Origin of the sequence: Acidisoma sp. L85, assembly GCF_009765865.1 — a bacterium.
GTDB lineage: Bacteria > Pseudomonadota > Alphaproteobacteria > Acetobacterales > Acetobacteraceae > Acidisoma.
Genome location: NZ_LMUQ01000039.1, coordinates 220,255 through 233,759, shown reverse-complemented (window position 1 = coordinate 233,759; position 13,505 = coordinate 220,255). Strand labels below are relative to the sequence as shown.

Here is a 13,505-nt window from a genome sequence, read left to right as displayed (position 1 = left end):
CCCGCAACAGGGCGTAAGAGCCGGCCGCTATGCGGCACCGGAGCGGCGAAACCTGATACGCCCGCCTCGATACGCCTCGCGCGACACTCCCAATACCAAGGAGCATTCCATGAGCAAGATCATTCGCACCAATGCCGGACCTATCCTGGCGCAGGCGGTGGAATACCACGGCTTTGTCTACCTGCAGGGCTGCACCGCCCAGGACCTGAGCAAGGACGTCACTGGTCAGACCGAGGAGGTCCTGGCGCAGATCGACGACCTTCTTGAGCAGCACGGCACCGATAAAACGCGCCTGCTGCAAGCGCAAATTTGGGTCAAGCACATTAAAGACCGCGAAACGATGAACAAGATCTGGTCGGCCTGGCTGCCGAAGGGCATGTCGCCGGCGCGGGCCTGCGTGGAGGCGAATATGGCGGATGACCGCCATCTGGTCGAGATTATGGTCACTGCCTGCAAGTAGCTCACGCAGTCACGCAAAGGCCGCAGAGTCGTCTGGCGCTTCGGCCTTCGCGTAGCGGATCCGCACGAAAAACTGGCAGAATTGTTCTGATATAAGAACTAAATAGTATACGATTCTAGGACAAAATCCCTAAATCCAGGATCGGGCGGCCCCCCTTTTGGACGAAATCGACCTCGCGCGCCGTTTTTAGGTGGCTCAAGGTTGTGTCCCGCGCACGCCTTCGTTACCCACGGGTCGCAGGTTGCGGACCGGGCTGGTAAGGAGAAGAGCGTATGGCGAAGGCGAAGAAGGCCCGGGAACTCATTGTATTGGCATCGGTTCTGATTGCTGGGTCGTCGCTCTTCGGTACTGCGTCGCAAGCTCATTCGCGAAAACATAGCCACCAAACTCAGGCGAATGCTGGCCAGAGGCAGCAGCATTTTGCCTCCGCGCATCACTCACGTTCGGGCTATTACGATTCCGCAATCGCCGAGGCTGGAACCAGCCAGGGCCGGCCCGAAATGCGCCGCGTTACCCTCGTTTCGCATCGCCACGGGCGGACCTTCATTCGCACCGTTTGGCGCCCGCGGGACCGCAACTGGCGCAGTCTCGCCGACAATGTCTATTCCAGCGGCGTCTACGAAGGCGGCTGGATGCAGTGCGTCCCTTATGCCCGGAAGGTCTCTGGCATCGACCTGACCGGCAACGCTTATACCTGGTGGAACGAGGCGGCCGGGCGCTATGCTCGAGGCCATACGCCGCAGAGCGGCAGCGTTCTGAACTTCCGCAATAACAGCCGAATGCATCTCGGCCACGTCGCCGTGGTTACCGAAGTGGTCAGTCCGCGCGAAGTGCTAGTGACCCAGGCCAATTGGGGCGGCCCGTCCTATACCCGCGGGGGCATCTCCGCCGGTGTCTCGGTCGTGGACGTCTCGCCGAGCAACGACTGGACAGCGGTTCGCGTGGCGCTCGGCCATAGCGAGAAATATGGCTCGGTCTACCCGACCTATGGCTTCATCTACGGCCAACCCAGTGATTCGACCCGTATCGCCGACGCGGTCACCGCGGCGCCCCAGCTTCTCATTGACCAGGCGCCTTCCGATCTGCGCTCGCCGCGGATGCGGGGCCTCGCGCAGGCGCGGAGCCTCCCACAGATACGGAGCCTCGAGGGGATCCCCTTCGAGCAATCCGTGCAGTTCGCTTCGGCGCCGAGCTTTGACGGGCCGGCGATCGCGACCAGCGCGCCGGACCGCTCTCTCCGCTGATCGGCAAGGACGGCGCCGCGCTTCCAACCGGCGCGCCCCCGGCTTATCTTCCCAGCGACCGACCTAGCCTTCTTTTTTCAGCGAGAAGGGTGGGACGTAGAGCGGGAGTAGCGTGTCTTCCAGGACGTACGGCATCACGGCGGGGGAGAATCATTCAGCGCGCAGCTTCTGGCGCTGATTGGCTTCGTTGGTCTTGCGCTCATGGTACAGCTTGCCGGCGCGGCCGCATCGAGCGATGCGCTGAGCGGCTGGTACCTGTCGCTGGCCGCCCCGCCCTTGACCCCGCCGCGCTGGGTGTTCGGCCCGGTATGGACCGTGCTCGATATCATGGTCGGCACCGCTGCCTGGCTCATCTGGCGGCAGGTCAGCCCGTGGCAGCTTAGCCGGCGGCCGGCCCTGCGGCTTTGGGGGTGGCAGATCGCCCTGACTGCGGCCTGGACGCCCACCTTCTTCGGGCTGCATTCGCCGGGCGCCGCAATGGCCATCATTGCGGCGCTACTTGCGGTAAGCCTCGCAACGATCGCAAGTTTCTGGCAAAGAAATAGCTGGTCGGCCGTTTTACTGCTGCCGACGACGCTTTGCCTCTGCTATGCAGCGTACCTTAATGCGGGGTTCTGGTGGCTCAACGGCGGTCACGCCTGATCGTTGCCACGACTGAACCCTTGGCGCCTGACCGGCGGCAATGACCGCAAGGATTGGATCAGGCACAGACGACCGCCTGGATTGGGAGTTCTCTCTCGTCGGTGGTCAAGAAGGGATGGAGCAAGTCAATGGTCCGTAGCTTGAGATATGCCCGCTTGCTGCCAGCGGTTTCGGTGGCGATTTTGGCCGGCATCGCCTTGGCACCCCGCATGGCGCAGGCCCAGGCGAACCTGCCGTCTCCCACAGCTATGGGGCCGGTGGTCAAAGGGAATAACGATATAAATCCTGCGCAGCCGTCGCAGCCCGGCCTTCCCGGGGCGTCTCGGCCAACGAGCATCAGCCGGGGCACCATTTCCGGCGACATGATGTCCCCGAATGCGGCGTTGTTCGATGCAATCGACCGCGGGGATCTCGCGGCGGCGCGGGATGCCGTGGGGCGCGGCGCCGATCTCGGTGCGACCAACGCCGTGGGGCAGTCGCCGATCGACGAATCGGTGAGCCTGGGGCGCAACGACATCACCTTCCTGCTGGTCACGCTGCTGCATGCCGAGGGCGCCCAGATCACGGATGCGCAGGGCCCGATGAACGCGCCACCACCCACAACTCTAGGGCTTAGCCAACGGGACGAGCATGTCGCGGCCGAGCCGGTCGGCTTCTTCAGTCCGCCGCCGCCCAATTCGACCGTCACGCAGACCCGCAAGGGACGCCGCTACCCGCCCCCGCCGGTGGCAGCGAAGTCGACGTTCAAGCCGAGCCCTGCGCCGCAATCGCCGCCCGTCTATGGCGATAGCAGCGGCGCCCCGGTCCCAGCCTCGGGCTTCCTCGGCTTCGGGAGCTCTAACTCAGGGCAATAGTTGCCCGGCGCGACGGCGGGGCTCCCGGTCGCGACGGACGTAGCCGCCGAAGCGTCACGGAAGCGGTGAAGGCGGTATGACTACTCTTGGCTGACCGGCGACATCCTGGCGCAGCAGATCGCGGATTTCGGCCAGCAGCGTTTCGGATGTCGTGGGCCCGACCACGGCGGGCGGCGGCTGCCGATAGAGCTTGGTGACCATCTTCACCAGCCAGAAAATGGCGAAGCTCACTATCAGGAAATTGATCACGGCATTGAGGAAGACGCCGACATTCAGCGTCGCCGCGCCAGCCTTTTGCGCGTCCGCGAGGGTATTGAGGTGCGGACCCTTCAAGGTGATGAAGATATTCGAGAAGTCGATGCCGCCGACAACTAGCCCTAGGATCGGTGTCAGTATGTCTTTCACCAGGCTGCTGACAATGCTCGTGAAAGCCGCACCGATGATGATACCGACGGCGAGGTCGATAACATTGCCCCGCATGATGAAGGACTGAAATTCGGTCAGCCATGCCGGGCGGATCGGAATTCCTTTGAGATCGAGACGGGCCATGGGGCCTCCGGATTGATTGTGCTCCCTGGACAATAATGCCGCGACGGTCGAAGGGAAGGGTGGCGACTACAGCAGCGGTCGACCCTGGGCAATCGGCGAGGGCAGACGAGAGCTAATGTTCTGGCAGTCTCAGGGATTTGGCGTGCCCAAAACGGGGGGGCGCGCAAGGTCGCTCGAATTGGGTCCCGCGAGGTCGGCGGGGGCTACGGGAAGGGGTTCAGCCGCTACCGCTGCCGCGGGGTGAGCCGAGACGACACCCGTATTGGCGGGCTGGGTATCGAGGTGGTTGAGGCAGTCAGCCAGCAGATCTTGCTGCTGATGCTGGATGGAGAGAGTGTCCATGGTGCCCTGCAACGTCGAACCGGCGCCATAGGGGGAACTGATCGGGTCTTCCTCGCTCATGATGTCGCGGTTCTGGCGCGTTGTTACGAGATCCGCATGGCGGCGGCAGGCATCATACTGCGCCTCTTCGCTGCGGCTGGGCTGCTGCGCGGGGGTGCAAGCAGCCACCGCCAGGCAGGCAAGGGCCGCCGGGATCCAGCGAGGCGATGACGCAATGCGGCTCATGGTGAAACTCCGGCTGGGCGGCTGAAATAGCGGGCGGTATCAGGTCGCTTTCGGTTGCTTCTGGATCGCGCCCGTCATCGGAATAAAGAATACGCCCACGTCGCGGCGAGAGTGAATCTTGCCGTGCTCGTCCTTGGTATAGACGTAAAGCACCTGACCGCGCTTGAACGGCTGGCCGATGGGAATGATCATCCGCCCGCGCGGCTTGAGCTGCTTGAAGAGTTCGGGCGGGGCGTATTCGGCGGCGCAGGTGACGATAATGACGTCGAAGCCGTCTTTGACTTCGGGCCAGCCGTAATAGCCGTCACCCACCCGAGTCGAAACGTTGTCATAGCCGAGCGGCTTGAAGATGTGGGAAACCGCGTGGCCGAGCGGCTGGATGATCTCGATCGAATAGGCATGGTCGACGATGCGCGACAGCAGCGAACTCTGAAAGCCGCTGCCGGTGCCGACCTCAAGGGAGGTCATGCCGGGCTTCGGGTTCAGCAACTGCGTCATATAGGCTTGGCCGAGGTAATCCGACAGCGCGGAGCCGTAGCCGATCGCCCAGGGTTTCGGCGTCGTCTCATAGGCTTCCGCCGGCGCGGCGACGTGGTCCGCATACATGTAGTGGTAGTATTCGCGCGGGACTTCCTCGAAGGCCGTCATCACCGTCGGATCGACGCTGCCGAAATGTGCCTTCAGGTAGCCCTCGATGAGCTTCATGGCGGCAGGCTTGCGAGCCTGGATGGCGTCGAATTCGGTCTGCGAGATTGTCGTCGGCCGGCCGGATTCCTCCATGGCCTGCGTATAGCGTGCGAGAGTCCAGGGGCGCCTCGGCCGCTTCACGGCCGACGCGCTTGCCTCGACGACAGCGGGCTCAGCGGGAACCGGCGGCTTCGGAGCGACGGGCGGTGCGGCAGCGTCGGGCGCGGCGACGTCGGCCGCAAGGGCGATGCCGGGCACAGCAAGCGCGGCGCCGGCGCCAAGCAGGCCGCGGCGGGACAGCAACTTCAGGGTATCGACGACCACGCGAGGTCTCCGTCTCGTTTCAGCGCCGTCCATGCTGGAAAGCCCGGCCCTGGTCAACGGAAGAGGTGAGGGCGGAACCTAGTCACAACGGGGATTGAGGCTCGCCATCATCTCCCGCCACTCACGCGCTGAAAGACCGCTCGCCGCCTGATCGACGGTCTCGCCGCCGAGCATCCGGCGGAGCACCGCCATCATGGGCGCGGAGAAGCTGACAGCGCCCAGGCGATAATCGCGGAAAGCCTGGCACGCGACCGGCACCCAGGCCTCAGCGACATCGAGCATCGCGTCGGCATAGACGCGAATCTCGTATTGCGCATGCGGATCCGCGCGAAGTGAGAGGAAGTGGAAGAGGTTGTGGAGGTCGGTCTTCCAATACCATTGGGTGTAGGTGTTGAGGGTAAGGTTCATCCGTGCGAGCTCTCGCGCGAGGCCCTGCCGATTCGGGTCCGCCGGGGCTTCGGTGGTGCCTTCGTTAAGCATCCAGGCATAGTTGTCGTGGCAGCGGTCGGCATCGGCGCGCAGCATGGCGAGCACCTCGGCCGCCTCATCGCCGGTCAGCGTCGTATCGCGGCCCTGGCGGTTGAGGGTGGATTGGGCGGCGAGCTGCGCCGGCTGGGGGATATAGAACTCGCGGTCCATCACTGAATAGCGCGCGGAATATTCGTTCACGCTCGACATGCGATGGCGAATCCATTGGCGCGCCACGAAGATCGGCAGCTTCACGTGGAACTTGATCTCGCACATCTCGAAGGGCGTCGTGTGCCGGTGACGCATCAGATAACGGATGAGACCGGCATCCTCGCTGACCTTGCGGGTGCCCCGGCCATAGCTCACGCGCGCCGCCTGAACGATCGCGTGATCGTCCCCCATATAATCGATCACGCGGAGGAAACCGTGGTCGAGCAAAGGAATGGCAGTCTCGAGTCGCGCTTCCAGCGCCGGGACCGTCGGTCGCAATGTTGGGCTTCCCGTCTTGCCTTCACCGCCGAGCTGACCGTCGATCGAGTCCATGCGTGGCCCCTTCAAAAGCGCGCGGGAAGTGGCTATATCTCTTTTCGCTGGTTCGCCAGATACGGCGATAAACGGTGTTCGGAATAATCGTTGTGGACCCGGGGGCAGTACCCGGCGCCTCCACCATATGACCTCTGGGGGTCGCATGGGGGCGAAACAGGCTCGACACGCGTGGTAAAGGGACACTTTTCGCTCGGCATGATTCCGCCGTTATCGGGTCATTGTACAAATGCCAATGGAAACATTGCATTCGCTACCAAGGGCGCTAACGACAACGACGCTCGCGTCGCTGTTGCTGCGTAATTGAAAAGCGCGGTTCGGGGGGCACCGGGCAACAGAAGCCCCCCACTTTCAGGACAATCGAATTCACGGCTCGTCGCGGATTGCGGCGCGGTGAGCGCTCTCGACTACCGGTTGCGTCTTTGCCTGCGAGGCGTGACGCGCTATGGCTCCTGCTTCGCGGCGCCCGATGGGTGGTCTGGCTGGGCCAGCCTCCATCTGTCGGAGTGGGAGATAAAACCGATGAGTGACGAGCCTAGCGAGCCGCCGGCGAGCCTCCTTCCTTACGAGGCTTGGATGGAAGATGCGCAGCGGCAGGTGGTGATGCGCGCCATCGCCTATGCCGCCGAGCAAGGCTTGCCGGGCGATCACCATTTCTACGTCACCTTCCGCACCGACTTTCCAGGCGTGCAAGTTCCGGCCCGAATCTCGGCTCAGTACCCGGAAGAGATGACCGTGGTGCTGCAGCACCAGTTTTGGGATCTGAAGGCGGATTCTGAGAAGTTCACGGTGGGCCTCTCCTTCTCCGGAATTCCGACCACGCTGGTGGTTCCGGCCGCGGCCATCGTTGGCTTCGCGGATCCGCATGTGCGCTTCGGTCTGCGCATGGATGTAGGGACCGCCCGCGAAGCAGCTCCTCCGGAGGCAACCCCGGTCGTGGCCGAGCCGGAAGACGCCACGCCATCGGAACTGCCGCAGATCGTCAGTCTCGACGCCTTCCGTCGCCGCACGCCTCCGAAGGACTGACGGCGCTCGGGCGCCCGGATTTTCACCCGGCTGCCTTTTGCGCTATGGCGCGCGCAGATGCCGTTGATGCGGCCGAGTGGAGGGGTCTCTGCATGCGTTTTACGATAGACCGGCTGGATCACCTCGTGATCACCTGCCAAAACCTCGAACAGACGGCGTCGTGGTATCAGCGCGTGCTTGGCATGGAGCGCGAGGAATTTGGCCGCAGCCGGCGCACCGCGCTCAAGTTCGGCGGCCAGAAGATCAACCTGCACCAGCTCGGGCAGGAGGCGAAGCCCAATGCCAAGCTCGCCGCCCCCGGCACGGCCGACCTTTGCTTCATCTCCGCCGTCGGTCCCGAGGATGTCGTGCTTCACCTCACGAGCTGCGGCGTCACGATCGAGGAGGGGCCGGTTCCTCGGATTGGCGCGCTCGGCGATATGCAGTCGGTCTATTGCCGCGATCCGGACGGGAATCTGATCGAGGTCGCCTCTTATCTCGAGGAATGAGCGCCGCCGCTCGCTCCGATGCGCCTCTCCGATTTCGATTTCGTTCTTCCGCCCGAGTTGATCGCGCAGGCGCCGGCCCGGCCGCGTGACGCGGCGCGGTTGCTGCACGTCGATGGGTCCAGGCTAGGTGACGGGCGGGTCCGAGACCTGCCCGGCCTGCTGACGCCCGGCGACATTCTCGTCACCAACGACACCCGCGTGATCCCGGCACAGCTCACCGCGCGGCGGGGCGAGGCGCGGATCGGCATCACCCTCGATCGCCCCCTCCCGGACGGATCCTGGCAAGCCCTCGCCCGCAACGCGCGCCGCCTGGCGCCCGGAGACACGCTGAGATTCGAAGGCAGTGACCTGAACGCCGATGTGGAGGAGCGCCGCGCGGATGGCAGCGTCGCACTGCGCTTCGACCGCGACGGTGACGCCTTTGCCGCTGCACTGGAACAGGCCGGCGCCCTGGCGCTGCCGCCCTATATCGCGCGGCCGGACGGCCCCAGACCCGAGGACCAGGCGGACTACCAGACGGTCTTCGCACGGGAGGATGGCGCCGTCGCCGCCCCGACAGCCGGGCTGCACTTCACGCCCGAACTGCTTGCCGCCCTCGACGCGCGCGGGATCGGCCGGGCCACGGTCACTCTGCATGTCGGTGTCGGCACATTTCTGCCGGTGCGGGTCGAGGAGGTGAGCGAGCACCGGATGCATGCGGAACGTGGCCTGGTCACGGCCGAGGCGGCGGCCGCGATCAACGCGGCACGCGCGGCCGGAGGGCGGGTCGTTGCGGTCGGCACCACCAGCCTGCGGCTACTGGAGAGCGCGGCGGATGAGGCGGGGCGGGTGCAGGCCTTCGCGGGCGATACGGATATCTTCATCACTCCCGGCTACCGCTTCCGCGCGGTCGATCGGCTGATGACCAACTTCCATCTGCCGCGCTCGACACTCTTCATGCTGGTCGCGGCTTTCTCGGGGCTTGAGACGATGCGGGCCGCCTATGCTCACGCGATCACCGAGGGCTATCGCTTTTTCTCCTACGGCGATGCCTGCCTGCTGGAGCCTGCGGCGTGAGCCTGAGCTGGACCGCCGCTGGGACAGACGGCGCGGCGCGTGCCGGCACGCTGCACACCGCGCACGGAACGGTTCCCACACCGACTTTCATGCCCGTGGGCACTGCGGCGACGGTCAAGGCCATGACCGCCGATGCGGTGCGGGCGACGGGGGCGGGCATCGTGCTCGGCAATACCTATCACCTCATGCTGCGGCCGGGGGCGGAACAGGTCGCGGCGCTCGGCGGCCTGCACCGCATGATGGATTGGCCCGGCCCGATCCTGACCGATAGCGGCGGCTTCCAGGTGATGTCGCTCGCCGGGTTGCGGAAGCTTGACGCCGATGGCGTGACTTTCCAGTCCCATCTCGACGGGTCCCGCCATCGGCTGACACCCGCGAGTTCGGTCGATATTCAGCACAAGCTGGATGCCACGATCAGCATGGTGCTCGACGAATGCCCGCCCTTTCCGGTGACGGAGGATCAGGCGCGATCCTCCATGGAAATGTCGATGCGCTGGGCGGCGCTGTCTCGCGAGGCTTTCGTGCCGCGCGACGGCTACGGGCTGTTCGGCATCGTGCAGGGCAGCGTGTTTCCGGAACTCCGCCGTCGCTCGATCGAGGCGCTGATGGGGATCGGTTTCGAGGGCTATGCGCTCGGCGGGCTCGCGGTGGGCGAGGGCCAGGCCGCGATGTATGCGATGATCGAGGCGACCGGCGACCTGATGCCGATGGACAAGCCGCGCTACCTCATGGGCGTCGGGACGCCGGATGATCTACTCGGCTCCATAGCGCGGGGCATCGACATGTTCGACTGCGTGATGCCGACGAGGGCGGGGCGCACCGGTCGCGCCTATACCTCGCGCGGGGTGCTCAATCTGCGGAATGCGCGGTTCGCGGCCGAGACGGGGCCGCTCGATCCCGGTTGTGCCTGCCTGGGGTGTCAGCGCCATGCGCGCGGCTATTTGCACCATCTTTTCCGGGCCGCGGAGATGCTGGGTCCGATGCTGCTGACCTGGCACAATCTGACCTATTACCAATCGGTGGTGGCCGGGGCGCGTCGCGCTATTCTGGAGGGACGCCTCGCCGCCTATAGCGCCGAAATTCGCGCCGGCTGGGAGAGAGGGGACCAATGACCGAGAAACCCTATGAGGGCCTGACCCAGCTCGGCCAGCCCGCGCGCCCGGCGGAGCGGCCCGAGGATGCGGTGCTGGAGCGGGTGCCCGCCGATGCGCAGGGGCGGCTCTATGTCGTGCGTTTCACGGCGCCGGAATTCACCTCGCTGTGTCCAATGACCGGCCAGCCGGACTTCGCCCATATCGTCATCGACTACATTCCCGATGAATGGCTGGTGGAGAGCAAATCACTGAAGCTGTTCCTCACGAGCTTTCGCAACCATGGCAGCTTCCACGAAGGCTGCACCATGATGATCGCGACGCGGCTGATCGAGTTGCTGTCGCCGCGCTGGCTACGGATCGGCGCCTATTGGTATCCGCGCGGCGGCATGCCGATCGACGTGTTCTGGCAGACCGGCGCACCGCCCGAGGGCATTTTCCTGCCCGACCAGGGTGTTCCGCCCTATCGCGGACGGGGATGAGCCCGGCCGCCGAGGATCTGGGCGGGGCCATTCGCGCCAAGGCGATGGCGCTCGGCTTCGATGCGGTGGGGTTCGCGGCGGCTAAACTCGACGCCCGCACCGGCGCCGGGCTGCGCGATTTCCTTGCCGCCGGGCAGCATGGCGAGATGGGCTGGCTGGCGGGACGGGTGGAGCAGCGCAGCGATCCTCGCGCGCTTTGGCCCGACGTCCGCAGCGTCATATCGCTGGGCACAAGTTACGCGCCGGAGGGCGACGCGCTTGCGACGCTGGGCGAGCCTGATCGGGGCAATATCTCGGTCTATGCGCGGCATCGCGATTACCACGACATCATCAAGGGCCGGCTGAAGCACCTCGCGCAATTCATCGTCGCCCGCGCCGCGCCGGGTGTGGAGGTGAAGGTTTTCGTCGATACCGCGCCGGTCATGGAGAAGCCGCTGGCGGCGCAGGCGGGGCTGGGCTGGCAGGGGAAGCACACGAATCTGGTGTCGCGTCAGCACGGATCCTGGCTGTTCCTGGGCGAGGTTTTCACGACGCTCGAACTGCCGCCGGATGCGCCGCACGCCGATCGCTGCGGCTCGTGCACGCGCTGCATGACGGCTTGTCCGACGGATGCGATTCCGGCGCCCTACCGGCTGGAGGCGACGCGCTGCATCAGCTACCTGACGATCGAACATGCCGGACCGATCCCCGAATCGCTGCGTCCGGCCATCGGCAATCGCATTTACGGCTGCGACGATTGTCTCGCGGTCTGTCCCTGGAACCGCTTCGCCGCCGCCGCGCGGGAGGCGAAATTCGCGGCCCGGGCGGAGCTGGAGGCGCCTTCTCTGGCCGCGTTGTCGCGGTTGGACGATGCAGGGTTTCGCGCGCTTTTCGCCGGGTCGCCGGTGAAGCGGATTGGGCGCAATCGGTTTCTGCGCAACGTCGCGATCGCGATCGGCAATTCGGGTGAGCGCGGACTGCGGCCAGAGGTGGAGCGGCTGCGGTCCGAACCCGATCCCGTCCTATCAGAGGCCGCCGGCTGGGCGGTATCACGCCTTACTTCAGCCGGCGACTTTGCGGGCTAAACGTGTCGAATTTCCGGTAGGTCTAGTGTGTTTGGCTGAGCGGCGCGAAAGTCTCCTTGCCTCGGTTGCGCGTTCCCGTTGCAATAAGTCTGATTAAAACGGCTGAGCCCTGACTGGCGCCAAAGCGAATTCGCTGTCTTCATGTTGGATACCGGTGCCGCGGCGCGCTGACGCCGCAGCAGGGCGCGGAGATTGCGCGCGCACGCAATTTTGAAGACGGCGCGGTGATCCCCGCGACAGCGACGCCGAAGCGCGGCAGTCGCTTGAATAGGAACCGGACGCTCGACTGATTGAGGGAGCGCGGACTGCGGCAGGAGGTGGAACGGCTGCAGCCCGAACCCGATCCCGTCCTGTCGGAGGCCACCGGCTGGGCGGTATCGCGCCTCGCCTCTGGCGGCGACTTTACGGGTTAGAAGCGCTGTACATCATTCTGGTTCGGGATGTTCACCCGGCATTCCGGCAGTACATTTGCGACGTCTATTGGTCCGAGCGGAAAGTCTCCCGCCGGCGGTCCCCCGCCAAGACAATAGTTGTAAGCCTGGCCGCAAAGCCGGGGACCGTTTTTGACCCCGGCGTAAACCATCGCGGCGGTAGCCACGAGGGCTGTGGCACCCATCCCCATGGCTGCCAATTGGTGCTTGCCCCAAAAGTCCCTATCGGGCTGACTCGAAGCAGTATCGTATATCCACGGATTTGACGTTGTGTTGTCTAATGGACCGGTTGGCGGCATCTCTCTGTCTCCTGGTGAGAGTTCAGAATTAGTCTGGAAAAGCTTCTGTTTGCTTACGCTTCAGCGGGCTGAAAAGAATTCTTGGTCTTTGTTCCAAGCCGCCCCCGTATCTGGACGTAGAAGCATTTGTCACGCAGGGCTGCGCCCGTACCGGCCTCAACGCGATCGCTATCTTCGTTATGGGCACTGACGCGGCGGCGCCCTGATGCCGGAGAAGGACGCAGAAATTGCGCGTTCGTGTAATTTTGAAGACAGCGTGGCGATGCCACGACAGTGAAGCCAAAACACGTCCATCGATTGCGAATCACACAAAACTGATCGCTGGACGAAAGCAGAATGTGTCCTCCGCAAGACCCGTGCTTACCTGACAGCGGCGGTGCACATCGCCGCGTATCGCAAGGTCAAGCGTCTCGTTAATCAAGTCTCCAGCTTTATCAACTAATCTCTCGACGCGACAACGAGGGGCGCCAGCGATGGAGCTACGAGTTTTGAACCTGCGCCGTACTCCGGAACGATGGGCGGCATTCCGGACCCACAATCCGTCGCTGGCCAACGCCCAGCAGGTCGAGGCGGTCGATGGACAGGCGCTCGACCTCGCGGCGCTAGTCGCGGAAGGAATCGTCGCGGCTGATCTCAAGTACCGGATGGGTGCCCTGGGCAACGCGCTGTCCCACATCGCGGAGTGGCAACGCATCCTCCACACCGGTGAACCTGCCACCATTCTCGAAGACGATGCCGTTCTCTGCGGGAACTTTGCGGAGGAAGCCGGTCGTATCCTCAAGAACCTCCCACAGGACTGGGATTTGATGCAATGGGGATACAATTTCGATACGCTCGTCGCGTTCGAGGTGCTTGACGGTTCAAGCGTGTGCTACGCGACTTTCGACCAGACGAGAATGCGAGCCGCCTTGCCGTCGTTTCATCGCCAGGCCGTCGTCTCGCAAAGCTTCCGGCTGTGTTTGTCGCTCGGGATTCCCGCCTATGCTGTTTCGCCGAAAGGCGCCGCTCGTCTGTTGGCGTTCTGCCTGCCCCTCCGCAGAACGCAGCAATATTATCCGCTCCTTGGTAGGATCTTCGACAACGAGAGCATCGACTTCATGCTGAACAGCTTCCATGCCACGGCGTCCAGCCACGTGGCCATGCCAGCGCTGGCATTGACGGCAAACAACTCCGCTTTCAGCACCGTACAGGAAGGCAAGGAACTGGTCGGCCGCCTGTTATCCGTGTGAA

Annotated in this window: 16 protein-coding genes and 1 other RNA gene; 13 read left to right on the top strand and 4 right to left on the bottom strand. The window is 64.3% G+C overall.

All coding sequences use genetic code 11. From position 1 onward, the window contains the following. Positions 1-109: 109 nt before the first annotated feature. The 4 genes from GSQ83_RS11340 to GSQ83_RS11325 all read left to right on the top strand — a co-directional run bounded on the left by GSQ83_RS11340 (position 110) and on the right by GSQ83_RS11325 (position 3,200). A complete protein-coding gene (locus GSQ83_RS11340; RefSeq protein ID WP_158802987.1) occupies positions 110-460 on the top strand; it encodes a RidA family protein in 351 nt (116 codons plus the stop codon). Positions 461-732: 272 nt separating this feature from the next. Then, on the top strand, positions 733-1,704 hold the full coding sequence (locus GSQ83_RS11335) for a CHAP domain-containing protein (protein WP_254065624.1): 972 nt from the start codon (positions 733-735) through the stop codon (positions 1,702-1,704). A gap of 168 nt (positions 1,705-1,872) precedes the next feature. Then, positions 1,873-2,346, top strand: coding sequence for a TspO/MBR family protein (locus GSQ83_RS11330; RefSeq protein WP_256367093.1), 474 nt, complete (start codon positions 1,873-1,875; stop codon positions 2,344-2,346). Positions 2,347-2,474: 128 nt separating this feature from the next. Next, complete coding sequence (locus tag GSQ83_RS11325) at positions 2,475-3,200, top strand: hypothetical protein (protein ID WP_158802985.1); 726 nt, start codon at positions 2,475-2,477, stop codon at positions 3,198-3,200. 54 nt (positions 3,201-3,254) lie between these two features. Here GSQ83_RS11325 and mscL read toward each other — a convergent pair whose 3' ends face one another. The 4 genes from mscL to thyX all read right to left on the bottom strand — a co-directional run bounded on the left by mscL (position 3,255) and on the right by thyX (position 6,338). Next, positions 3,255-3,749, bottom strand: coding sequence for a large conductance mechanosensitive channel protein MscL (gene mscL / locus GSQ83_RS11320; RefSeq protein WP_158802984.1), 495 nt, complete (start codon positions 3,747-3,749; stop codon positions 3,255-3,257). Between the two features lie 129 nt (positions 3,750-3,878). Continuing rightward, positions 3,879-4,316, bottom strand: a complete 438-nt coding sequence (locus GSQ83_RS11315) for a hypothetical protein (RefSeq protein ID WP_158802983.1) — start codon at positions 4,314-4,316, stop codon at positions 3,879-3,881. A gap of 39 nt (positions 4,317-4,355) precedes the next feature. Continuing rightward, entirely contained in the window at positions 4,356-5,327 is a 972-nt protein-coding gene (locus GSQ83_RS11310; RefSeq protein ID WP_254065623.1) for a protein-L-isoaspartate O-methyltransferase, read from the bottom strand. Positions 5,328-5,405: 78 nt separating this feature from the next. Continuing rightward, the gene (thyX, locus tag GSQ83_RS11305; RefSeq protein ID WP_158802981.1) at positions 5,406-6,338 is read right to left on the bottom strand and encodes an FAD-dependent thymidylate synthase; all 933 of its coding nucleotides are present in this window, start codon (positions 6,336-6,338) and stop codon (positions 5,406-5,408) included. Between the two features lie 6 nt (positions 6,339-6,344). Here thyX and ssrA point away from each other — a divergent pair. From ssrA to GSQ83_RS11265, 9 genes are all read left to right on the top strand, one after another. Continuing rightward, positions 6,345-6,688, top strand: a transfer-messenger RNA (tmRNA) gene (gene ssrA / locus GSQ83_RS11300). A 172-nt stretch (positions 6,689-6,860) separates the two neighbouring features. Then, positions 6,861-7,364 carry an SspB family protein gene (locus GSQ83_RS11295; RefSeq protein WP_158803145.1) on the top strand — a complete coding sequence of 168 codons (504 nt, stop codon included), beginning with the start codon at positions 6,861-6,863 and terminating at the stop codon, positions 7,362-7,364. 92 nt (positions 7,365-7,456) lie between these two features. Continuing rightward, positions 7,457-7,852, top strand: coding sequence for a VOC family protein (locus tag GSQ83_RS11290; protein ID WP_158802980.1), 396 nt, complete (start codon positions 7,457-7,459; stop codon positions 7,850-7,852). Positions 7,853-7,870: 18 nt separating this feature from the next. Continuing rightward, complete coding sequence (gene queA / locus GSQ83_RS11285; RefSeq protein WP_158802979.1) at positions 7,871-8,908, top strand: tRNA preQ1(34) S-adenosylmethionine ribosyltransferase-isomerase QueA; 1,038 nt, start codon at positions 7,871-7,873, stop codon at positions 8,906-8,908. Next, a complete protein-coding gene (gene tgt / locus GSQ83_RS11280) occupies positions 8,905-10,020 on the top strand; it encodes a tRNA guanosine(34) transglycosylase Tgt (protein WP_158802978.1) in 1,116 nt (371 codons plus the stop codon). The genes queA and tgt overlap by 4 nt, the downstream gene beginning before the upstream one ends. Beyond that, a complete protein-coding gene (gene queF, locus GSQ83_RS11275; RefSeq protein WP_158802977.1) occupies positions 10,017-10,481 on the top strand; it encodes a preQ(1) synthase in 465 nt (154 codons plus the stop codon). Before tgt ends, queF begins: the two co-directional genes overlap by 4 nt. Next, complete coding sequence (gene queG, locus GSQ83_RS11270; protein WP_158802976.1) at positions 10,478-11,545, top strand: tRNA epoxyqueuosine(34) reductase QueG; 1,068 nt, start codon at positions 10,478-10,480, stop codon at positions 11,543-11,545. The genes queF and queG overlap by 4 nt, the downstream gene beginning before the upstream one ends. A 290-nt stretch (positions 11,546-11,835) precedes the next feature. Then, positions 11,836-11,958 (top strand): hypothetical protein, encoded by a 123-nt coding sequence (locus GSQ83_RS30875; RefSeq protein ID WP_256367091.1) that lies wholly within the window; start codon positions 11,836-11,838, stop codon positions 11,956-11,958. An 805-nt stretch (positions 11,959-12,763) separates the two neighbouring features. Continuing rightward, entirely contained in the window at positions 12,764-13,504 is a 741-nt protein-coding gene (locus GSQ83_RS11265) for a glycosyltransferase family 25 protein (protein ID WP_158802975.1), read from the top strand. Position 13,505 lies beyond the last annotated feature (1 nt).

Excerpts from the sequence above, each read along its gene's own strand:
- GSQ83_RS11340 (WP_158802987.1), top strand. The coding sequence starts at position 110 with ATGAGCAAGATCATTCGCACCAATGCCGGACCTATCCTGGCGCAGGCG.
- GSQ83_RS11335 (WP_254065624.1), top strand. The coding sequence starts at position 733 with ATGGCGAAGGCGAAGAAGGCCCGGGAACTCATTGTATTGGCATCGGTT.
- GSQ83_RS11325 (WP_158802985.1), top strand. The coding sequence starts at position 2,475 with ATGGTCCGTAGCTTGAGATATGCCCGCTTGCTGCCAGCGGTTTCGGTG.
- mscL (WP_158802984.1), bottom strand. The coding sequence starts at position 3,749 with ATGGCCCGTCTCGATCTCAAAGGAATTCCGATCCGCCCGGCATGGCTG.
- GSQ83_RS11315 (WP_158802983.1), bottom strand. The coding sequence starts at position 4,316 with ATGAGCCGCATTGCGTCATCGCCTCGCTGGATCCCGGCGGCCCTTGCC.
- thyX (WP_158802981.1), bottom strand. The coding sequence starts at position 6,338 with ATGGACTCGATCGACGGTCAGCTCGGCGGTGAAGGCAAGACGGGAAGC.
- GSQ83_RS11295 (WP_158803145.1), top strand. The coding sequence starts at position 6,861 with ATGAGTGACGAGCCTAGCGAGCCGCCGGCGAGCCTCCTTCCTTACGAG.
- GSQ83_RS11290 (WP_158802980.1), top strand. The coding sequence starts at position 7,457 with ATGCGTTTTACGATAGACCGGCTGGATCACCTCGTGATCACCTGCCAA.
- queA (WP_158802979.1), top strand. The coding sequence starts at position 7,871 with ATGCGCCTCTCCGATTTCGATTTCGTTCTTCCGCCCGAGTTGATCGCG.
- queF (WP_158802977.1), top strand. The coding sequence starts at position 10,017 with ATGACCGAGAAACCCTATGAGGGCCTGACCCAGCTCGGCCAGCCCGCG.
- queG (WP_158802976.1), top strand. The coding sequence starts at position 10,478 with ATGAGCCCGGCCGCCGAGGATCTGGGCGGGGCCATTCGCGCCAAGGCG.